Source organism: Serratia sp. OS31, assembly GCF_014164835.1.
In the GTDB taxonomy this organism is placed as follows: domain Bacteria; phylum Pseudomonadota; class Gammaproteobacteria; order Enterobacterales; family Enterobacteriaceae; genus Serratia; species Serratia liquefaciens_A.
In genome coordinates, this window is record NZ_JACJFQ010000022.1 from 1 (window position 1) to 19,878 (window position 19,878).

At 53.5% G+C, this 19,878-nt stretch carries 21 protein-coding genes and 1 tRNA gene; 10 read left to right on the top strand and 12 right to left on the bottom strand.

Going from position 1 to position 19,878, the window contains the following annotated elements; translation table 11 throughout:
• Positions 1-165: 165 nt before the first annotated feature.
• Positions 166-1,392: an OFA family MFS transporter gene (locus H5P17_RS17610; protein ID WP_044552736.1), complete on the bottom strand. Its 1,227-nt coding sequence runs from the start codon at positions 1,390-1,392 to the stop codon at positions 166-168.
• Positions 1,393-1,788: 396 nt separating this feature from the next.
• On the opposite strand from H5P17_RS17610, the gene H5P17_RS17615 reads away from it, so the two are divergent.
• Positions 1,789-2,121 carry a DUF2502 domain-containing protein gene (locus tag H5P17_RS17615; RefSeq protein WP_044552735.1) on the top strand — a complete coding sequence of 111 codons (333 nt, stop codon included), beginning with the start codon at positions 1,789-1,791 and terminating at the stop codon, positions 2,119-2,121.
• 10 nt (positions 2,122-2,131) lie between these two features.
• Here H5P17_RS17615 and H5P17_RS17620 read toward each other — a convergent pair whose 3' ends face one another.
• The 3 genes from H5P17_RS17620 to H5P17_RS17630 all read right to left on the bottom strand — a co-directional run bounded on the left by H5P17_RS17620 (position 2,132) and on the right by H5P17_RS17630 (position 5,907).
• On the bottom strand, positions 2,132-2,866 hold the full coding sequence (locus H5P17_RS17620) for a LytTR family DNA-binding domain-containing protein (RefSeq protein ID WP_044552734.1): 735 nt from the start codon (positions 2,864-2,866) through the stop codon (positions 2,132-2,134).
• Positions 2,863-4,554, bottom strand: coding sequence for a sensor histidine kinase (locus H5P17_RS17625; protein WP_220496896.1), 1,692 nt, complete (start codon positions 4,552-4,554; stop codon positions 2,863-2,865). Before H5P17_RS17625 ends, H5P17_RS17620 begins: the two co-directional genes overlap by 4 nt.
• Before the next feature lie 108 nt (positions 4,555-4,662).
• A complete protein-coding gene (locus tag H5P17_RS17630; protein ID WP_182824322.1) occupies positions 4,663-5,907 on the bottom strand; it encodes a DUF1479 domain-containing protein in 1,245 nt (414 codons plus the stop codon).
• 169 nt (positions 5,908-6,076) lie between these two features.
• Between H5P17_RS17630 and H5P17_RS17635 the strand changes: the two genes are divergently transcribed.
• The 3 genes from H5P17_RS17635 to H5P17_RS17645 all read left to right on the top strand — a co-directional run bounded on the left by H5P17_RS17635 (position 6,077) and on the right by H5P17_RS17645 (position 8,612).
• On the top strand, positions 6,077-6,616 hold the full coding sequence (locus H5P17_RS17635) for a GNAT family N-acetyltransferase (RefSeq protein ID WP_182824324.1): 540 nt from the start codon (positions 6,077-6,079) through the stop codon (positions 6,614-6,616).
• 121 nt (positions 6,617-6,737) lie between these two features.
• A complete protein-coding gene (alaC, locus tag H5P17_RS17640) occupies positions 6,738-7,976 on the top strand; it encodes an alanine transaminase (protein ID WP_182824326.1) in 1,239 nt (412 codons plus the stop codon).
• A 111-nt stretch (positions 7,977-8,087) separates the two neighbouring features.
• Entirely contained in the window at positions 8,088-8,612 is a 525-nt protein-coding gene (locus tag H5P17_RS17645; RefSeq protein ID WP_044552730.1) for a cytochrome b, read from the top strand.
• 217 nt (positions 8,613-8,829) lie between these two features.
• On the opposite strand, the gene ypdK is transcribed toward H5P17_RS17645, so the two are convergent.
• From ypdK to H5P17_RS17660, 3 genes are all read right to left on the bottom strand, one after another.
• The gene (gene ypdK, locus H5P17_RS17650; RefSeq protein WP_104410986.1) at positions 8,830-8,904 is read right to left on the bottom strand and encodes a membrane protein YpdK; all 75 of its coding nucleotides are present in this window, start codon (positions 8,902-8,904) and stop codon (positions 8,830-8,832) included.
• Between the two features lie 558 nt (positions 8,905-9,462).
• Complete coding sequence (locus H5P17_RS17655) at positions 9,463-9,903, bottom strand: hypothetical protein (RefSeq protein ID WP_182824328.1); 441 nt, start codon at positions 9,901-9,903, stop codon at positions 9,463-9,465.
• Between the two features lie 74 nt (positions 9,904-9,977).
• Complete coding sequence (locus tag H5P17_RS17660; RefSeq protein WP_370570047.1) at positions 9,978-10,346, bottom strand: hypothetical protein; 369 nt, start codon at positions 10,344-10,346, stop codon at positions 9,978-9,980.
• 366 nt (positions 10,347-10,712) lie between these two features.
• On the opposite strand from H5P17_RS17660, the gene mltB reads away from it, so the two are divergent.
• Positions 10,713-11,798 (top strand): lytic murein transglycosylase B, encoded by a 1,086-nt coding sequence (mltB, locus tag H5P17_RS17665; RefSeq protein ID WP_182824332.1) that lies wholly within the window; start codon positions 10,713-10,715, stop codon positions 11,796-11,798.
• Positions 11,799-12,001: 203 nt separating this feature from the next.
• Here the strand turns inward: mltB and H5P17_RS17670 are convergent, their stop codons facing one another.
• On the bottom strand, positions 12,002-13,153 hold the full coding sequence (locus H5P17_RS17670) for a porin (protein ID WP_122079937.1): 1,152 nt from the start codon (positions 13,151-13,153) through the stop codon (positions 12,002-12,004).
• Positions 13,154-13,574: 421 nt separating this feature from the next.
• On the opposite strand from H5P17_RS17670, the gene H5P17_RS17675 reads away from it, so the two are divergent.
• The 3 genes from H5P17_RS17675 to H5P17_RS17685 all read left to right on the top strand — a co-directional run bounded on the left by H5P17_RS17675 (position 13,575) and on the right by H5P17_RS17685 (position 15,185).
• The gene (locus H5P17_RS17675) at positions 13,575-13,865 is read left to right on the top strand and encodes a hypothetical protein (protein ID WP_182824334.1); all 291 of its coding nucleotides are present in this window, start codon (positions 13,575-13,577) and stop codon (positions 13,863-13,865) included.
• A gap of 93 nt (positions 13,866-13,958) precedes the next feature.
• The gene (locus H5P17_RS17680) at positions 13,959-14,882 is read left to right on the top strand and encodes a DMT family transporter (protein WP_182824336.1); all 924 of its coding nucleotides are present in this window, start codon (positions 13,959-13,961) and stop codon (positions 14,880-14,882) included.
• A 3-nt stretch (positions 14,883-14,885) separates the two neighbouring features.
• Positions 14,886-15,185, top strand: coding sequence for a hypothetical protein (locus H5P17_RS17685; RefSeq protein WP_020827934.1), 300 nt, complete (start codon positions 14,886-14,888; stop codon positions 15,183-15,185).
• Between the two features lie 28 nt (positions 15,186-15,213).
• On the opposite strand, the gene dsdC is transcribed toward H5P17_RS17685, so the two are convergent.
• The 4 genes from dsdC to H5P17_RS17705 form a co-directional block, all read right to left on the bottom strand.
• Positions 15,214-16,143, bottom strand: coding sequence for a DNA-binding transcriptional regulator DsdC (gene dsdC, locus H5P17_RS17690; protein WP_044552722.1), 930 nt, complete (start codon positions 16,141-16,143; stop codon positions 15,214-15,216).
• A gap of 247 nt (positions 16,144-16,390) precedes the next feature.
• A complete protein-coding gene (locus H5P17_RS17695) occupies positions 16,391-16,930 on the bottom strand; it encodes a DUF2058 domain-containing protein (protein ID WP_044552721.1) in 540 nt (179 codons plus the stop codon).
• A gap of 200 nt (positions 16,931-17,130) precedes the next feature.
• A tRNA-Arg gene (locus H5P17_RS17700) sits at positions 17,131-17,205 on the bottom strand.
• A gap of 129 nt (positions 17,206-17,334) precedes the next feature.
• Positions 17,335-18,264 carry a formate/nitrite transporter family protein gene (locus tag H5P17_RS17705; RefSeq protein WP_182824338.1) on the bottom strand — a complete coding sequence of 310 codons (930 nt, stop codon included), beginning with the start codon at positions 18,262-18,264 and terminating at the stop codon, positions 17,335-17,337.
• A gap of 251 nt (positions 18,265-18,515) precedes the next feature.
• On the opposite strand from H5P17_RS17705, the gene ccmA reads away from it, so the two are divergent.
• Together ccmA and ccmB are read left to right on the top strand one after the other, a co-directional pair.
• Complete coding sequence (ccmA, locus tag H5P17_RS17710) at positions 18,516-19,148, top strand: cytochrome c biogenesis heme-transporting ATPase CcmA (RefSeq protein ID WP_182824340.1); 633 nt, start codon at positions 18,516-18,518, stop codon at positions 19,146-19,148.
• Positions 19,148-19,807, top strand: coding sequence for a heme exporter protein CcmB (ccmB, locus tag H5P17_RS17715; RefSeq protein WP_044552718.1), 660 nt, complete (start codon positions 19,148-19,150; stop codon positions 19,805-19,807). The genes ccmA and ccmB overlap by 1 nt, the downstream gene beginning before the upstream one ends.
• Positions 19,808-19,878: the final 71 nt, after the last annotated feature.

Genomic DNA, 19,878 nt, shown 5'->3' on the forward strand with positions numbered 1-19,878 from the left:
GGTAATCATAGCAAATTTTTACAAACTCGGAGAAATATAATTATTTTTTCTAAATGTTATTTTATTTTTCAAAATGAGATTTGATATTATCTTTGCACCAATTATTCAAAGATAAAAAAAGGGGCGCAACCCAGCAGGTTGCGCCCCTTTTTGCCGCCTGGGCTATCAGGCTTTAGCCAGATGCGCCGGCTCGAATGTTTCTTCTTCCTGCGCCACCGCTTTCGGTGCCTTGATGAACAAGGTGATAATCAGGGAAGCGATGGACAGCACGCCAATCACCATAAAGGTCGCGTGGAAGCCGCCGAAGTATTTGGCGACAAATGACCCCGCCAGCGCGCCCAAACCGAAGCCTTGATAGATGATGCCGTAGTTTTTGCTGTGGTTTTTCAGGCCGAAGAAGTCACCGACAATCGCTGGGAACACGGTGATGTTGCCACCGAAGCAGAAGGCGACTGCGCCGACGCAGATAAAGAACAGGGTGTGGTTCAGCGTGAGGAAGCTCAGAGCCACAATCGCCAGCACGGTAACCAGCATGGTGAAGCTGATGACGCGCATACGGCCCACTTTGTCAGACAGCGTGCCCAGGATGATACGGCCTGCGGTGTTGAAGATAGCGACGGCAGACACGGTATTGGCGGCGGTAGCCAAATCCATCCCGGCCAGCTGTACGCCCATGTCTTTCACGATACCAATCAGGTACAAACCGCTCATGCAGGCAGCGAAGAAAATCATGAACAGCAGGTAGGCTTCTTTGGTCGCCAGCATCTGGCGTACGCTGAAGTCGTTGCCCAGGTTACCCGCGCTTTGTTGTGCAGATTGGCTTGCCAGTACGGGTTCTTTCAGCAGCAGGGAGCCCAGAACAATCAGCGCCATAACAATGGCACCCCAGTAGAAGAAGGCACTGGAGACGCCCACGTCGGCAATCAGCGCGGCGTTGACGTATTTGAACAACAGGCTGCCGCTACCGAACGCCCCGACCGAAATACCAGAGATTAAGCCTTTGTTGGCCGGGAACCATTTGATCAGGTTGGACAGGGTAGAGATATAGGCGATACCTACCGCGAAACCGACCACTACGCCGGCCAGCAGGTAAATCATGTCCAGCGAGCTGACGTAGGCGCTGGCAATCAGTCCCAGACCCACCAGGATACCGGAGAACAGCGTCAGGTTACGGATGCCGAAGCGTTCCTGCAGTTTGCCGGCAAACAGGGTGGCGAAGGCCAGGAAGAAGCTGGTGATGGAGAAGGTGGTGGCGACGTCACCGAGGCCCCAGTGGAACTTGTCGACCAGCGGCTGGTTGAACAGGCTCCAGGTATAGATAGTGCCGAGACCCATCTGGCAGATGATGGTACCCAGAACGATTAAGCTGCGATTTACCGGTTTGGTGTTCATGGCCGGTCTCCTTCCTGTGTGTGTATTGCCGGGCGGTCAGCCGTTGGCGAGATTTGCGGTAGCGTCTGTTGCCCCGCGGTATGGGCTTATTATAAGGCTGGTACTACCACTCGGCGGCGGATCGGGAATGAGTTGCACAGGGGGAGGAATGAAATGCATCAGCAAGCGCATGAGTTGCCGTTTTAGGGGGTAAAAGGGGATGAAATGCAGCTGATGCCACGTGATCTACATCAAGAATATCAGCGATTTATTGTAAATCATCGGTGCAAAATTGTGGGTAAATTGTGAAGGATGTGTGCGAATGGCGTAAATGGGCACTGTTCCTATAGAGCGGCGGCGGGCACAGGCCTATGTTAGCGGTGAACGGACGGGTTCCGCTTTGCAGGAGTCGTTAAGATGAAAAAAATACTGTTGTTACTGGCCGCACTGCTGTCGCTGCCGTTAGTGAGCCATGCGGACGTGTCCATCGGTGTGAATGTGCCGGGGCTTTCGTTGCATATCGGCGATCGCGATAATCGCGGTCACTATTGGGACGGCGGTCGTTGGCGCGATCCGCGCTGGTGGGCTGAACACCGGGGCTATGAGCGTCCACGCGGTTATTACTATGGTCCGCCACCACGGGTGATCTATTACGGTCCGCCACGGCGTGAATGGCGCGATCGCCCGCATTACCGCATGCCACCTCCGCCGCCGCCAGGCTATTACTACGGGCCGGGCCCGCGCTGGTAGCCTCTGACGATTAAAGGCGCATCAGCTGGCGAAACTCTTTAACCTTGCTGCGGCTGACCGGCACTTCAAAATCGAGGTCACTCAGCCGCAGAATATAGGTGTTGTTGAACCAGGGGACGATCTCGCGAATTTTTGACAGGTTGACGCAGTAGGAACGGTGGCAGCGGAAGAAATGTTCCTCGGGCAGGCGGCCGTAAAATTCGGTGATGTTCATCGGCATCACAAACTCTTCGCGTCGGGTGTAAACCCGCGTCACTTTCTCATCGGCGGCGGCATAGTAAATGTCGTTGATGTCGGTAACGATAATCCGTTCGTCTTTGATCAGGTTAATGCTGTGGCTGCTGCGGTTCGGCGCGCTGGCCTGTTCCGGCAGGGGGGCCGGGCGGCTGTGCAGCGCCTCCAGCTTTTGCAGCATGGTGACGATGCGCGCTTCGTGATAAGGCTTGAGGATGTAGTCAAACGCTTCGATTTCGAACGCTTCCACCGCATGTTCTTTATAGGCGGTGATAAACACTATCGAAGGTCGGTGCGCAAATTTGCTGATGTTTTGCGCCAGCAGTACGCCGTCCAGCGACGGAATATTGATGTCGAGGAAAATGGCATCGACCTGATGGTTTTGTAGGTATTTCAGCACGTCCAGCCCGTCATCGAAGGTGGCTTCGATAACGATATTGCTGTGTTTCTTGATCAGATAGCTGAGCTCCTCCTGAGCGAGAAACTCGTCTTCGACAATAATGGCTTTCATGATGGCTCTCCGGCTGGCAGCGCGCTGTTATCCACCGGCAGTTTGCCGCCGTTTTTACTGATGTAAAAGGCAATCTCGGTGCCGGGTTCCAGACGGCGAATTCGCAACCCTTCGCCGTACAGCAGGGAGACGCGATGATGCACGTTCAGCAGGCCGATATTGTGCCCAGGCATCTCATTGCGTGCGACGCGTTCTATCACCTGCGGGTCGATACCGTGACCGGTATCCTTGACCGAAATCCTGACCCGATCGCCCTGATCTTTCACCGCAATCACCACTACCCCTTTGCCCTTGCACGGTTGAATGCCGTGCACAATGGCGTTCTCGACCAGCGGCTGGATCAGCAGGCTGGGAATACGCACCGAGATGTCGTCATCGATATCATAGATCACCGTCAGCTTGGCGCCGAAACGAGCCTGTTCGATGGCGATATAATCCTGAATCTGGTGCAGCTCCTTACGGATGTCGATCAGTTCGTCGTTCAGCTCCAAATTATAACGCAGGTAGCGCGACAGGTTGATAATCAGCTGGCGAGCGGTGTCCGGATTGATGCGGATAGAGGACGAAATGGCGTTCAAGGCGTTGAACAGGAAATGGGGATTAATCTTGCTCTGCAGGGCGCGCATTTCCGCCTTGTCCGCCATTTGGCGCAGATGTTCAATACGCGAGACCTCCATTTGGGTGGAGATGATCTGCGACAGACCGACCGCCATCACCTTCAGCGTATTGGTGATCTGGTGGGCGTGGCAGTAGTAAATTTTCAGCGCGCCGGTCACTTCTCCCTTTTCCCACAGTGGGATCACCAACTGCGAGTGGATCTGCGGCGTGGCCGGGTTTTCCAGGTTGTTTTTGATGATGATCTTGCCGTGCCGGATACTTTCGCGGGTGACGCGGCTCAGTCCTTCACGCCCAATGGGGTAGGCCTCTTCACCCACGCCGACATAGGCCAGCACCTGGTGGGTATCCGTGATGGCCACCGCATCGGCCTGAATGTCATGACGAATGATGTCGCAAATGGTGGCCAGCGTTTCGCTGTTGATATTACGGAAATAGGGCAGCGTTTTGCGGGCAATATCCAGCGCCAGCTTGGCTTGTCGCGCGGCGATCACTTCTTTTTCGTCTTCTACGCTCTGCACCAGCAGCACGATCAGACCGATGCACACCGTGCCGAGGATCATCGGCAGGGCAATTTTGGAGACGATATCCAGCCCCAGCTCGGTCGGCTTGGCCCACAGCACGATCAACAGCATGGTCAGGCATTCACACAGCATGCCGCCGACGATCCCGGCGCGCCAGCGCTGCTCTTTCTTCACCTTCAGGTTGATATAGCCGGCGCTGATACCGGCAATGATGCTGGTGATCAGGCAGGGAACCGAGGTGATGCCATCGATATCAATCAGGTAGCGGTGCACCCCGGCGATAATGCCCGTGATTATCCCTACCCAGGGGCCGAACAGGATGCCGCCGGCCATGATGGCGATCACCCGCACGTTGACCAGCGAGCCTTCCACGTTGACGCCTGAATAGGTGCTGAACAGCGCAAACAGCGAGAAAATGGCGGTGACCATGCCCAGTTCAAGCGGCGTATGGTCCTCTTTTTGCAGCAACTGGCGGAACAACCGGGTGCGGGTGAGAAAAAACAGGCAGATCAGCATCAGCGCTGCGCGATCGAATACCGCTAACAGCATTTCAAAAAAAGGGTGCACGACGGGCTCTCGCTGCGGCGGAAAGATAGGGCGGAGTATATCACAGCGAATTGGCCCCGTGGCGGCCGGCGGCGCACCACGGGGGCGGGGTTATTTGATGCCTAACTGTTCTTTGCCGAGCGGGGTCAACAGGTCGACCGTGGCGCGCCCTTCGAAATCCACTTCGAAATCATCAGGGGCGAAGTCCGGCGGTGTCTTACCGCTGATAAAACTGGGCAACTGGCGTTGCAGGTAGGCGTCGTTTTTCTCGCAGCCGGGCGCGGCGGCGATGTACATCACGTTGCTGTCGAACTCGCCGTTATGCTCGTTTTCCACCGCATGGATCACGTCGCAGTGCCAGAATACCGTATCGCCCGGCTCCAAATCGGGAATAGGGGAAATCCCACTTAATAAAAGGGGATGCCATTTTTCGGAGATCGACAGCGCACGGCCTGGGGCGGCATCGCACAGATCGTCGTCAGCGACGTCATCCTGCAGCGCACGCAACAGTACGTAGGCCATGGCGTTGGCGATCGGCACCAGATTCAGCGTGCCGGCGTGAGTCCGCTGCGGCGTTAATGCCGTCCAGCCCTGGAAGGTACGGAACATCGAGCATACCGCCGGTGACGCGATTTCACGCACTTCGGTGCGACCGTCGGCGGCAAAGGGATCGTAAGCCTGCCAGTTGCCGGAGAACACGTGACGATAGACGTAACGGAAATTCTCATCCAGCCAGCGTTCGATGGTACCGCTGTCTACGTGCGGTGACAGCCCGAGCGAAGAGGAGTTTGGCGGCCGGCGGCGGGTGCGATCGGCATAGGTGGTGACGCGCATGGGGTCAAAGTGCTGTTTGCCGTTACTCTCGGTTTCCCACAGGCTGTTGAGGAACACTTGCACCGCGTGCATGCGCGCGTCCTGGCGTGCTTCCACCTGCGGTTTTGACCAGTAAATGCCGTAGATTTGCGGTTTGCTGGCGGCCAGTTTACCGAAGTAGTTATCTTCGGCAGCCCCTTTCAGGCGTTCTACGAAGTTGTTGCGCTCGAGATAATTGCCGACTTCCTGGTTCCAGGCTTCGGCTTTATCGCGCGGGAATACGCCGCGGATGGCGCAGGCGCCACGTTGTTTGATCAAGGCTTTTTGCTGCTCGCTGACGCGTTGCTGCAGAATATCTTCGGCATCGATTTGCGGGACCGGGTTCTGACCGGCGGCCAGTTCCTGACGAATCTGCTCGACCTGCTGACGGATGTTGTCTTCCAGCGCCAGGAAGGTTTCGCGATAATTTGGCAAAGCCTGTCGCAATTGCCGTTTGACGGTGGTAATGGCGCTTGGAATATCGTCAATGAGTAAGGAAGCCATGGTGTTCTCCTCGCGCTGCCGGCAGGCAACGACGGACGGTTGTAGGGGACCGGGTAAGGCGTTATGGTTTTGTTGTTTTAACGTTAATGATTATCTGGATTTAATAGAGGAAAATAAAGGGATATCTTTCATTCGTAACTTCCTCATTTTCGTTTTTCGGAGATTTTAAATGAAACTGGTCACTGAACGTTTGACCCTGCAGTCGATAACGGCCGACGATTGGCCGCTGTTTCTGCGCTTGTATCAGGATCCCGAGGTAATTCGCTATATCGCCGATCCGCTCAGTGAAGCAGAAATCCGCACGCGTTTTGAGGCGAGACTCCCCGCCTGGGACAAATATGGGGAGCAGTGGCTGTGCCTGGTGATGTGCGAAAAGGCCAGTGGAGAAGTGGTAGGGATGACCGGTTTTCGTCCGCAGTGGTTACCTTACCAACAGGCGGAAGTGGGGTATGGCAGCTTGCCGTCCGGGCAGGGCAAGGGCTACGGCAAGGAGTCGTTGCGGGCGGTGCTGGATTTCGCTTTTAACGCCTGCGATTTCCATAAGCTGACGGCCACCGTGACCGAAGGCAATATCGCCTCGCGCCGACTGCTGGAGTCATGCGGTTTCTTGCTGGAGGGGACGCTGCGCGATAACTACCGGCTGGCGGGACAATGGCGCGATGACTGGCAGTTCGGGCTGCTGGCGAGGGAGTTCAGGGCCGATAAATAAAAATATTGCACGGGGTATCGACAAGCCTGCCGGGGCTGCGATATGTTCAATATCCGGTCAATCGACAGATTGGCCAGCGTCGCTCGGATGGTCCGGGCGCTAACGTCACTTTGAGGTCCCTATGGCTGATAATAGTCCGCAACGCCGTTTCACGCGTATTGAACGTCTCCCCCCTTACGTATTCAACATCACCGCCGAACTTAAGATGGCTGCACGCCGTCGCGGCGAGGATATTATCGATTTCAGCATGGGCAACCCCGATGGGCCGACGCCGCCGCACATTGTGGAAAAACTCTGCACCGTTGCGCAGCGTGACGACACCCACGGCTATTCCACCTCGCGCGGTATCCCGCGTTTGCGCCGTGCGATTTCACGCTGGTATGCCGACCGCTACCAGGTGGAGATCGATCCCGAAACCGAAGCCATTGTCACCATTGGTTCGAAAGAAGGCCTGGCGCACCTGATGCTGGCGACGCTCGATCATGGCGATACCGTGCTGGTGCCGAACCCGAGTTACCCGATCCATATTTACGGTGCGGTAATCGCCGGCGCGCAGGTGCGCTCTGTGCCGCTGGTGGACGGCGTGGATTTCTTTGGTGAGCTGGAGCGCGCCATTCGAGAAACCATTCCGCGTCCGAAAATGATGATCCTTGGTTTCCCGTCAAACCCGACAGCCCAGTGCGTTGAACTGGACTTCTTCGAACGCGTGGTGGCGCTGGCCAAGCAATACGACGTGCTGGTGATCCACGATCTGGCTTATGCCGACATCGTTTATGACGGCTGGAAAGCACCGTCGATCATGCAGGTGCCCGGTGCCAAAGATATCGCGGTAGAATTTTTCACCCTGTCGAAAAGCTACAACATGGCGGGGTGGCGTATCGGCTTTATGGTCGGCAACCCGGAGCTGGTCAACGCACTGTCACGCATCAAGAGCTATCACGACTACGGGACCTTTACCCCGCTGCAGGTCGCCGCGATTGCGGCGCTGGAAGGCGACCAGCAGTGCGTGCTGGATATTGCAGAACAGTATCGCCAGCGCCGTAACGTGCTGGTCAAAGGGCTGCATGAGGCGGGCTGGATGGTGGAGAATCCGAAAGCGTCGATGTACGTTTGGGCCAAGATCCCTGAGCCTTATGCGCACCTCGGTTCGCTGGAGTTTGCCAAACGCCTGTTGGCGGAGGCCAAGGTTTGTGTATCACCGGGCATCGGCTTTGGTGATTACGGCGACACCCACGTGCGTTTTGCGCTGATTGAAAATCAGGATCGTATCCGCCAGGCGGTTCGCGGCATCAAAGCGATGTTCCGCGCCGACGGGCTGATCAAGCCGGCCAAGAGCAGCCCCCCGACCGCGACCAGGTAATGCCTTCAGGCCGGTGCATTCGCTCCGGCCTTTTTTCTCTCCGCTAAGGTTTTCTTCATTATTTACCCACTATGCTCCAATAAGATTTTCTTTATTTATTTGGAAACCGGTATGGGTAATCGCTACGCAAGATCGCAAATTGTTTTGCACTGGCTGACGCTGCTGATGGTGATCCTCACCTATGCGGCAATGCTGCTGAAAAATTCGGTACCGGATGATTTGGCGTCGCTGGTAAAAAACCTGCATTTTAACTTCGGCCTGACGGTCTTTCTGCTGATGTTCATTCGGCTGGGGTTGCGTCGGCGTTATGCTGCGCCGGCAACCACGCCGCCGCTGGAAGAGTGGCAGGAATGGGGCGCCAGAATCTTTCACGCGCTGCTCTATCTGCTGTTTCTCATCTTGCCTATATTGGGTGTATTGACGCTGGCGTATGGGGGAAAAGAGTGGGTATTGCTGGGGTGGCAAGTTCCTCAGTTCGTCACGCCGGATCCGTTGCTGCGTCGGATAATCAAAAGCACGCATGAGACTCTGGCCAACACCGGTTACTTTATTATTGGTGCGCACGCGTTGGCGGCGCTGTACCACCACTATCTGCGCAAGGACGATACCCTGCGCCGCATGATGCCGGGGAAATAGCCGGGGGAGCAGAAACAACAAAGGGGCGCTGGTGCGCCCCTAAGATGGCTGACAAAGTCCTTTGTACTTAAACGTTATGTTCAGTGTGCTAATAAAAACAAAGGATGATGTCTTCAGATTTACCCCAAACATCCGAAAATCCCATTTTTCGGGTGTTTGTCATCAAACTAAGGGGCGCGGGTGCGCCCCTTTATCTAGATTCCCGGTCATGCCTTGGTTATGCAACCATCAGCATAAAGGTGCCAATCCATGTCACCAACATGAATGAAACGCCCATAACAAAATATTTCACTGAACAACTCCCGTTTGGAGTCCCTCGCAAGCCAATGATCCCGATTGTTGTGCTGAGTGTTTTGTGGGTAACTCAAGGCTAACAGGCGGATCCTTCAAGAGGAAGAACAACGTCCTTGGCCATGGATTACCCGGTTGTCGCGCTTCATAGTCCTTGAGGTAAAACATGAACCACGACAGGATCGGCGCTAATGTACTCCCATTGCCAGCCTGATTACAATACTGTGTTTTTGATCACATTTTTTGGCGATTTCTTAACCAGCGCTGACTGTTTTTAAACGATTTTTATTTACCTTTTTTATCAGGCAAAAGAGGATTAGCCCGCTGACGCGGGCCTTATAATTATGCTTGCTGTGATGTTATGAAAAGGGATCAGGCGACGGCGTTGGCGCCGGTCAGCAGGATGACCCAGAAGACAAGGCACGACAGCAGAATAACGGTCCAGATATTGCGGCGACTCCACTCCATTTTTAGCCTTCACTTTTTGCTTTTGGTGATTCGGTAACGAACACATCGGCGAAAAGTGAAGAATATTTAGCCCCCGACAAAAATATTTTTCTTAACCCCGGCGAACTTCTGCTACCGAGGTCTGGATTTCATAGCCCAACAGGTAAAGCGCCTGTTCCAGTGCTTCCACCTTTGAGGCATAGGCCACATCCAGCAGGCGATCCATTTGGCCGGCGTTAAAGCCCAGTTTGCGCGCCAGATCGGCTTTGGAGGTGGCACCGGCCAGCATAATGTTATGCAGTTCGAGTTTTAGCTTCACCAGCACCGGCAGGTGGATAGCCAATTCATCCGGCAGAGCCGGGGAAGGGGCAGGCACCGGGCGGCCTTCTTCCATTTCCATGGCGATGGCAAGCAGCAGGCTTTCCTGCGCTTCCAGCTCGATATCTTCACGTTTATAGCAGGCGGCCTGTTGTTCAGGAAAATCGCGAAAGTGAATCTGCCAGGCGTCGCTTTCGTTATCGAAGGCGTAATGGGCGGGGTAGTGACAAGACATGGCATTTCCTGTTTGGGCCGGGAGAGATGCGGCATTGTGACCGCTTGCCCCGCAGATAGCCAGCGGCGACGCGCCTAACCGGTCCTCCGTGTCCGAAACCCTGAAGGAAGCAGCAGTGCGCACAGCAGCCCAAACAGGCTGATCAGGATAAGCCAGCGTTCGACAGGGCCGGGATGGTAGTTATTCACCACGCTGAGCCCATACAGCACCAGAGCCAGCGGCCAACCGAGCGTGCCGATGTCGTTGAACCGAAAAGCGGTATGGGCGACAAACCAAAGGGTTAACCCTATCCACCACAGCGACCACAGCATAATGCACAGCAGGTAGACAAATACCGCAAAAAACTCGCCGATATCGCTGTGTGCGTAAACACGAAACCGGTTTTCATCCAGATAGGGGGACAGACAGGACAACAGGGTCAGGCCGGCGGCGAAAATAAGCACGGAGAATGCATAAGTTCGGCGAGCAATGCGTCTTTGAAAGGTGTTTTTAGCGATCTGTCCGAGAGAGTCCAAAATTGCATTCCGTTGTATCAGTGATTGCCGACGGGGTGAGCCGCTAAAAAAGGGCAGTGTAGGGAGGCTTTGCGTCGAGTCAAGATGAGAGTCTATGTCATTTAATCAAGGTTTAGGTTTTTGCCGGTGCCGCTGGCTTACCCTAAGTGGTGCTTTGTTTCTGTGCTGTTCATCACATTTTAAAACGCTTTGTCTCGCGGCCCGCTGATGAGCGACATAATCCAGTTTGTTCGCACCCGACAATGGATTAACATAACCTACACTTATCACTGGCCTGGCTTATATGGATATCCGATGCGTCATTTAGTTGTTCTTCTCCCCCTGCTTACCTTACTGACTGCCTGTAGCAGCGGGCCGAAGTCGACCCCGGCCGTGCCTCAGGACAACGCCGTAAAAGGAGGATTCCTGTTGACGCCGGCGCATTCCGGTCAGCCGTTGGGCGGCGATTTCGCCAATAACCCGAACACCGCCCGCTTTATCGATAAAATGGTGCGGGAGCACGGTTTCGATCGTCAGCAATTGCATGACGTACTGGCGCAGGCCCGTCGGCTGGATTCCGTGCTGCGGCTGATGGATCGCCAGGCGCCGACGCCAAGCACCCAGGGACCGACCGGACCAAACGGCTCCTGGTTGCGTTATCGTAATAAATTCATCACCCCGGACAACGTGCAAAACGGCGTGCAGTTCTGGAATCAATATCAGGACGCGTTGCAGCGCGCCTATCAGGTCTACGGCGTGCCGCCGGAGATCATTGTCGGCATTATCGGCGTTGAAACCCGTTGGGGCCGCGTGATGGGTAAAACCCGCATTATCGATGCGCTGGCGACGCTGGCCTTCGACTATCCGCGTCGCGCCGACTACTTTGCCGGCGAGTTGGAAACCTTCTTGCTGATGTCGCGCACCGAAGGGGATGACCCGCTGGAGCTGCGCGGTTCCTTCGCCGGGGCGATGGGCTACGGTCAGTTTATGCCGTCTTCATTCAAGAGCTATGCGGTTGACTTCAACGGTGACGGCCACATCAACCTGTGGGATCCGGTGGATGCCATCGGCAGCGTTGCCAACTACTTTAAAGCACACGGTTGGGCCAAGGGCGAACCCGTGGCGATACAGGCAAATGGCCAGGCGCCAGGGTTGGAAAATGGGTTTAAAACCCGCTATTCCGTTGCCAGTTTGGCGGAGGCCGGGTTGAGCCCGCAAGGGTCGCTGGGCGACAATCAGGAAGCCAGCCTGCTGCGTCTGGATGTTGGCACCGGTTACCAGTATTGGTACGGTCTGCCAAACTTCTACACCATCACTCGCTACAATCACAGCACCCATTATGCGATGGCGGTTTGGCAGTTGGGTGAAGCGGTGGGCCGGTCGGCACGCGGTGGATTCTGATACCTGATCAGCAATGAAAAAGGCCGCGTATGCGGCCTTAGTTAGATGACAAACACCCGAAAAGCGTGGTTTTCGGGTGTTTGGGGAAACCCTGAAGACCGAATCCTTTGTTTCTATGAGCGCACAAAACATAACGTTTAAGAGCAGAGGATTTTGTCAGCAGTCAGAGGCCGCTTAAGCGGCCTTTTTTACGTCGGTGACAATCAGAAATCGTAGCGCAAACGCACCAGCGTCATATCGCCGAGGTTGTCGGTGCTGGACGTCAGTACGTGTTCCACGTCCACACGGAAACCGTAATCAAACTGTACCGTCACGCCAAGACCGTTATCGATACGTTGATAGTTGCGACCGGTTACGTACTCAAGACGGTCACCCATAAAGTACGGCATCACGGATTTCACCGCATATTGGCCTACCGGTACGGTATAACCCGCCAGATATTCAATCCCCCAGGCGTCGCCGGCGAAGTAGTCGTTAACGTTGGCTTTTTTGGTGGTCAGGAAGTTGTTGTACCAACCGCCGCCAAAGGTCAGGGTCCAGTTATCCGGCTTCCAGCTGATCGCCGTACCGACGATGTTCTGATCGTAATCTTTCGAGCCGCTGGTGGAAGGATTACGCATCTCGGCGCGGGTATAGTTCCACGCAGTACCCCAGGTCAGGTCCGGTGTCAGGTGGTAGTCCACGCCCAGTGAGCCGCCGCCCTGACGCTTGTAGCGCAGACCGTTGCCCGGCAAATATTCGCCATCGCTGAACAGGTAAGAGGCATACACATCGGCATCGCCGAAGCTGTTTTTGTACTTCAGCATCTTGCGCGAACGGTAAGAGCCGTCGTAGTCGCCGTTGATGCCGTTGCCGGGTGCCTGGGCCAGCATGTCGTAGTCCCAGATATCGGTTTTGGCACCGACCACGTCGTAGTAAATGCTGTTTTGCTGGCCGAAGGTCAGTTGCCCCCAGGTTTTGCTTTTCAGACCGGTGTACAGCATACGGCGGCTGGTGTCGTTGGCGCCGTCGGCGTAGTGGTTATCCCAGTTGAACAGCGCGGGAATATTGACCCCCAGCTCGTAATAGCTGATCCAGCTAATGTCATCGAACAGGTAGTAATCGGCGGCAAAGCGGAAGCGGGTGCCGCCGTCGAAACCGTTACGTTTGTAAGATCCTTTATCGCCATCACCGGTCATGTTGTTGAACTGTGGGCGGATGCTGCCGCCAACGGTAAAGTTAAGACGGCTCAACGGATCGCCGGCCTGCGGATCCTGCTTCAACAAAGTGATTTCAGCCTGGGCAGCGAAAGAAGCACTGCCAACGACCAGTCCCAGAGCAACAGCCTGAGTTAATGCGCGCAATTTGTGTGTCATTTTTTATCCCTGTTTGTGGATTGCCAATCTCACCGAAACCCTTTGGCATCAGTGAATTGCTCAGGATGATTTCTGAGCGTTTTCATTGTTTTTTGGCGTGAGTAAAGCGGAACGCATATGTAACACAATGTGCGTCACAAAAAGTTACTTTTCTTGCTAATTATTTGGTTTGTTTTTAATCGACTCGTTGCGACAGGAGTGGCGAGTCGTGCGAAAAGTGCTCACTTGATAGGGGGAGGGCGACGTCAATCTTCGGATGAATTCATCTAACACAAAGCTCTATATTTATCACTTGTCAGAGAATGGCATATGCCGTGTAATTTCATCGTAACGAAATATATTTAAATGAATTTTCCGCCTTGTTATTTAACACGGGAAATTTACAAGTCAGATGAAATTGATAAGGGTTGTGGAGGTTATTATGAAAGGATATTTCATGCTGTTAATCGGGCTTTTCTCAATGCCGTTAATGGCGGCTGAATCGCATGTTTGTCAGTCAAAATCTTATGATTATGCCAGTATCGGTGAGATGCGGTTGAGTGATGATACCTTGTTTAACTGTCGCGGCGTCGGCCGTATGACTATTCCGGATTTAGCTAAGCGAGGGTGGAAGGTCATTCATGTGGCGCAACAAACTGAATATACCGAGGATACTGACAGCGACAGTGAAGTGATTAAAATGTACCAGGAAATATTGATTTATAAAGAATAGTTTTTTCTCTTCCCCTCGATATTATTTTTATCACCTGATTATTTTCGGTGAGGGCGGGGTGTATTTATAGCTCAGCGGTTTGCGGGAGACTCGATGAGTGCCAGAAATAATATAGACGGCAAAGCCGGCGCCGCCATGGTGATGATATGTGCCATATGGGGGCTGCAGCAGGTGGCGATCAAGGCAGCCGAACCGGATATTTCCGCCGTACTGCAGATCGCCATCAGGTCGGGGATTGCCGCTTTGGCGGTCTATCTTCTGGCGCGTTTTAAAGGCGAGAAGTTTTTATTAGATCCCCGCACGCTGTTAGCCGGTTTCGGCGTTGGGTTGTCGTTCGCGCTGGAGTTCTTTTTCGTCTCTGAAGGCTTGCGCTATACCAGCGCCTCGCACATGGCGGTCTTTCTGTACACGGCCCCCCTTTTTTCTGCCATAGGGCTGCATTTTTTCATCAGGCATGAGCGCTTGTCGGCTGTGCAATGGGCCGGTATTGCCATCGCTTTTGGCGGCGTTGTACTTGCTATCTCCGGCATGGGCGAGAGTTCTGAGGGAGTGAATCAGCTGCGCGGCGATATTTATGGCCTGCTGGCGGGATTATCCTGGGGCGGCTCTACTATTCTCATTCGAACTACCGGTCTGGCGAATTGCTCGTCAAAGCAGACCCTGCTGTTCCAGCTGACGGGCGCCTGCATTGTGCTATCCCTGTTGGCGATGATTATGCCAAACGTGCATTTCACGCTGAGTTCCGTGGCCTGGAGCAGTTTGGTATTCCAAACGGTTATCGTCTCATTTATCAGTTACTTGATTTGGTTCTCTCTGCTGCGTCATTACCAGGCGTCTTCGTTGGGTATCCTGACTTTTATGACGCCTATATTTGGCATCCTGGCCGGCGTGGTGATTTTGGGAGAACCCCTGCAGATCGAATTCGTATTAGGTTCAGTGCTGATCGTTTTGGGGCTTATTGTCGTGAGCTGCTCATATTTGTTTTATTTTACCAGAAGGATTGCACCAAAAATATAAACTATGGACGTTGATATTCATACCTATCAGATAAACTGTGAAAGCCAGTTCATTATTACTGTACAAGTGTCAAAATATGCCTGGGGTTATCCTTTGATCACCTTAAGCGATAATGGTGATTTCTTTGTGGTGAAAAATACGAAACGGGGGAAATTATCAAACCAAACTCCGGTTGAAATAATAAACTTTGCTAATAACTATGCTGTGGTGTGGGATAACAGCCGCAAGCATATTTATTATTCAAAGGCCGGACGATTGTACAGCTGTGCGCTTGAGTTTTCGTATACTCCGAAAAAATGGTGATCATTTCGATCTTTTCGCCTTTGGCCCCTCAGACCAGAGGGGTTATTTTCATCATCCATTCTTTGAATGCGATAATCTTAGGCCACTGACGCCCAGAGAGCGTCGACATAAAATAGCTGTGTTCGCAGGGCAGGACCATGTCGGTAAACGGGATAATCAGTTCGCCGCTTTTGATCCAGTCCTGCACCAGATTGAGTCGCCCCATCGCCACGCCAAGATGCTGAGTTGCCGCTAACACCGCCAGGTCCGAACGGTCGAACTCCATGCTTTTGGCGTCGGTATCCAGGCCCAAATCAAAATGCTGTGACCAGATCTGCCATTCGTCTTCACCCGAGTTGTAGCGATCGTGCAGCAGGGTACAGTGCATCAGGTTTTCAGGTGCGTTGTAGAGGTTATGCGCTTTGGCGTATTTCTCCGTGCAGATCGGGACCATGGACTCCCGCATAAAGATTTCGTCCAGCTGTTTATCCGACGGCGGACGGCCAAAATACATGGCTAAATCAACGCCCCGATTGGCCAAGTTGATATTTTCCTGCCCGGTGAGAATATTTAAATGAATGGTCGGATGCAGGGCAATAAAATCGCCGATACGGGGTATCAGCAAACACTGAACCAGAGAAGGGTGCGAATAAAGGGTCAGGGTGCCCGTCAGCTCGCGGTTTTTGATATCCAGGATTTCCTGCGTCAGGGCATCGAAGGAATGATTTAACGCCCATTGCATTCTCTCGCCATCCGGCGTTAGCGTAATTCGGCGGTGGAAGCGTTGGAATAAAAGAAACCCCAGCTCTTTTTCCAGCAGGTTAATTCTGTGGCTTACGGCGCTGGGAGTAATGGACAGTTCTTCCGCCGCCAGTGAAAAAGATAAATGACGGGCGACGCATTCAAAAGTATGCAGACGAGAAAATTGATAGCTGGTCAGCGGGTTTGCTCGTCGTGAATATTTTTTGTTGGGGAACATGCTATTACTCCATCCGTATCATTTGCCAATGTTAGCATTTTAACGAAGGGAACTAAAATACGATTTTAAGTTTTTTAATGCTGCGGGCGTGACCGTTTAATTCGTAAGCTTTAAGCGTTATAAAAATATATTTTAGCCTCTGGATACTTATCACTGATTTGCAGTAAGCGATTTTTACGTGGTGTGACAGGAATACGGATTTCTGAGGTTAGGGCAAGGGGGAGAGTCCGTTGCCCTAAAGTTCTGATTACCACATCAAATCATCAGGGACGACAAAATCGGCGTAAGGATCTTCCTCGTCTTTGGCTTCCTGGCTGAGTTCAGCGCTCAGTACAATATAGCTTGCATCTCGTTGTGCAATTTTATTGGCCACGACCGCAGGGATAATGGCATATTCGCCATCAGGGTTATTATCACTAACCAGGCGCGCAATGGCGAGACGCCCATTAATTAACTGAGTTTGAGTCAGTTTATCTACACGTACATTTTTAATTAAATTGTTGTCCGTGAAGTTATAGCTAATGTCACCATTTGAAATGACGATCCTGTTCATTTCAATCAGCTGTTTTACCTGAGCTTTATATTCTTTAGATAAAGCGGCCTGCTTTTGCTGTTCACTTAGCTGCTTATCGCGCTCTAATTGCGCCTTTTTGTTGATTTCAACGGCTTCTCTTGCCTCGCGAGCCTGAACGCGTGACTTTTTCGTGGTTCTTTGTACTTTTTCCAGCTTTTTACTGCTTACCAATCCCGCTTTGAGCATCTGCTCTTGTAATGTCAGCTTTGTCATGTTCGTTTCTAAAATCGATCAAATAGTATCTGAGATTATACCTTTAATATTCGACGTTGTGCCAGATTTGGGCGTTAGGGGGTATCATTCTGATAAAACGGACTTTTTTGATCAATTTTGAAGTTCGATAAATCACTCAGGATTTGAGGCTTCGTACGGCGCGGGTTAGTGGGGGCGGCAGAGGCGGGTATATAAATTTATGGTGTCCCCGACTGGAATCGAACCAGTAACTAGCCCTTAGGAGGGGCTTGTTATATCCGTTTAACTACGGGGACGCTGCGGGCCGGCAACCTAGGCTGCCGGGGCAGTATACCTTTTTTTACCCGCAGAATAAGCGCTTAGCGGTGCGTTTGCTCATTCCCTCGCCAATATGTGCGGATTTTCGCGTGCTGCGCTGATCGCGATCACGGTTTTCTCGCCTTGCCGGTTTGTTTTTCCGTCGCCAGCCGCTCTGCCTTGTTTTTGTCGCTCATGTCGTTGCGGATCTGCGCATGGCTGATCAAGGCAAAGATAAAGGTGCCGCCAATAATGTTGCCGGCCAGCGTAGGAATGGCGAACGGGTAGATAAACTCTTGCCAGGGAATGACGCCGTTAAACACCAGATAAAGGATCTCTACCGATCCCACGACGATATGGGTCAGATCGCAGATCGCCACCAGGTAGGTCATCAAGACAATCACCCAAATCTTGGCGGCGCCGGCGGAAGGGAACATCCACACCATGGTGGCGATGATCCAGCCCGCCAGAATGCCGTTGGCAAACATCTCCGACGGCGAGTTTTTCATCACCTCTTCCGACAGGCTGACGAAGGCGCTGCGGGTGTTCTCGTCGAAAATTGGCATGTGAATAAATGCCAGTGACGCCAGCCCGGTCCCCATCAGGTTCCCCAGCAGCACCACACCCCACAGGCGAAACAGAAGCAAGAAGTTGCTCGTCGTCGGTTTTTGCATGATCGGCAGTACGGCAGTGACGGTATTTTCGGTAAACAGCTGTTGGCGGGCCATGATTACGATAATAAAGCCAAAGGTGTAGCCGATGTTCTCGATAAAGAAGCGGCTGGGATCGTCCGGCAAACGGGCGTGGAAAATGCCTTTTGCCATCAGTGAGGCCCCCATCGACAGCCCGGCGGCCACCGCTGACCACAGCAGTGCCAGCCAGTCGCGCTCCAGCTCTTTTTCTCCCTCCATGCGGATCAGCTCATGCACTGCCGCTGCGCGCGAGGGCAGATTCTCTTCCTTTACCTCAATTTCGCTTTTGCCCTGTTCATGCTCTTTGCTTTCTACCTGCAGGCTATTTTCCTGCTCTGCATCCGGGTGTTGCTGCCGATCGCTCATTATCCGTTATCTCCATCAAAGACTTTCAGGGTCACGATTAAGCGTAGTTGGCTCAGGGAAGCTGTGAAAGCGGTGTGGCAAATTGCAGAAAAAAGTAACAAGAGTTTAACGTTGGCGGGTTTTTCTACGCATTTTTGATCTGGGGCGCAATATTACCCCTATTGGAGTAGTTGAGTGACCGGCTGCGGGCTACGAGCGACAGATGGCTTATGCTATGATCGCTATCCCAAAGAAAAATATGAGTTCTCCCGATGCTGGAAGCTAAAAATCTGAGTTGCGTCCGTGATGAACGCACCCTGTTTAGCGCGTTGAGCTTTACGGTAAAACCGGGCGATATTATTCAGGTGGAAGGGCCGAACGGCGCGGGAAAAACCAGCCTGCTACGCATTCTGGCGGGCCTGGCGCGGCCGGAAGGCGGAGAAGTCTGCTGGCACGGGCAAAATACGTTGCGTCATCGCGAACGTTATTATCAGGACTTGTTATTCCTCGGCCATCAGCCGGGGATTAAAACCATGTTGACGCCCTTTGAGAACCTGCAGTTTTACCAGGCGGTGCGCGGTGCGCCCGATCGCCAGACCATTTGGCAGGCGCTGGAGCAGGTCGGTCTGGTGGGTTATGAGGATTTACCGGTGGCGCAGCTTTCCGCCGGTCAACAGCGGCGTGTGGCGTTGGCGCGGTTGTGGCTCAGCGACAGCCCGCTGTGGATCCTGGATGAGCCGCTGACGGCAATAGACAAGCAGGGTGTGGCTGAATTAATTAGCCTTTTTGAGCAACATGCTCAGCAGGGCGGCATGGTATTGTTGACCACGCATCAGGATTTGGCCGGCGCAACGCAGGCGGTAGGCAAAATCAGCCTGACGGAAAACCGCGCGGAGACTCTTTAATGTTTTTGACTGTATTGCGGCGCGAGCTGAAGATTGCCTTTCGCAAAGGGTCGGAAATCGTTAATCCGCTGTGGTTCTTTCTGATCGTTATCACGCTGTTTCCGTTAGGGATTGGGCCAGAGCCGCAACTGCTGGCGCGCATTTCGCCGGGGATTATCTGGGTGGCGGCGCTGCTGGCGGCGCTGCTGTCGCTGGAGCGTCTGTTCCGTGATGATTTCCTCGATGGCTCGCTGGAACAGCTGTTGTTATTGCCGACGCCGCTGCCGATGACGGTGTTAGGCAAAGTGTGTGCTCACTGGGTGGTAACAGGCTTACCCCTGTTGATCCTGTCGCCGCTGGTGGCGCTACTGCTGTCGTTGGACACCCATACCTGGCTGGCGGTGGCGTTTACGCTGTTGCTGGGTACGCCGACGCTGAGCCTGATTGGCGCTATCGGCGTGGCGCTGACCGTCGGGTTGCGCAAGGGGGGCGTGCTGCTGAGCCTGCTGGTGCTGCCGCTGTATATCCCGGTGCTGATATTTTCCACCGCCGCCATCGACGCCGCCTCTATGGGCATGCCGATAGACGGTTACCTGGCGATACTGGGCGCGATGCTGGCGGGAAGTATAACTCTGGCACCTTTCGCCACCGCAGCGGCGCTGCGAGTGAGCGTGCACTAGCTAACTTATTGAAACGCGGGTTAACGCCACCAAGAGCGTGTTCCACCGCACAAGCAATTTTCGTCGCCTCG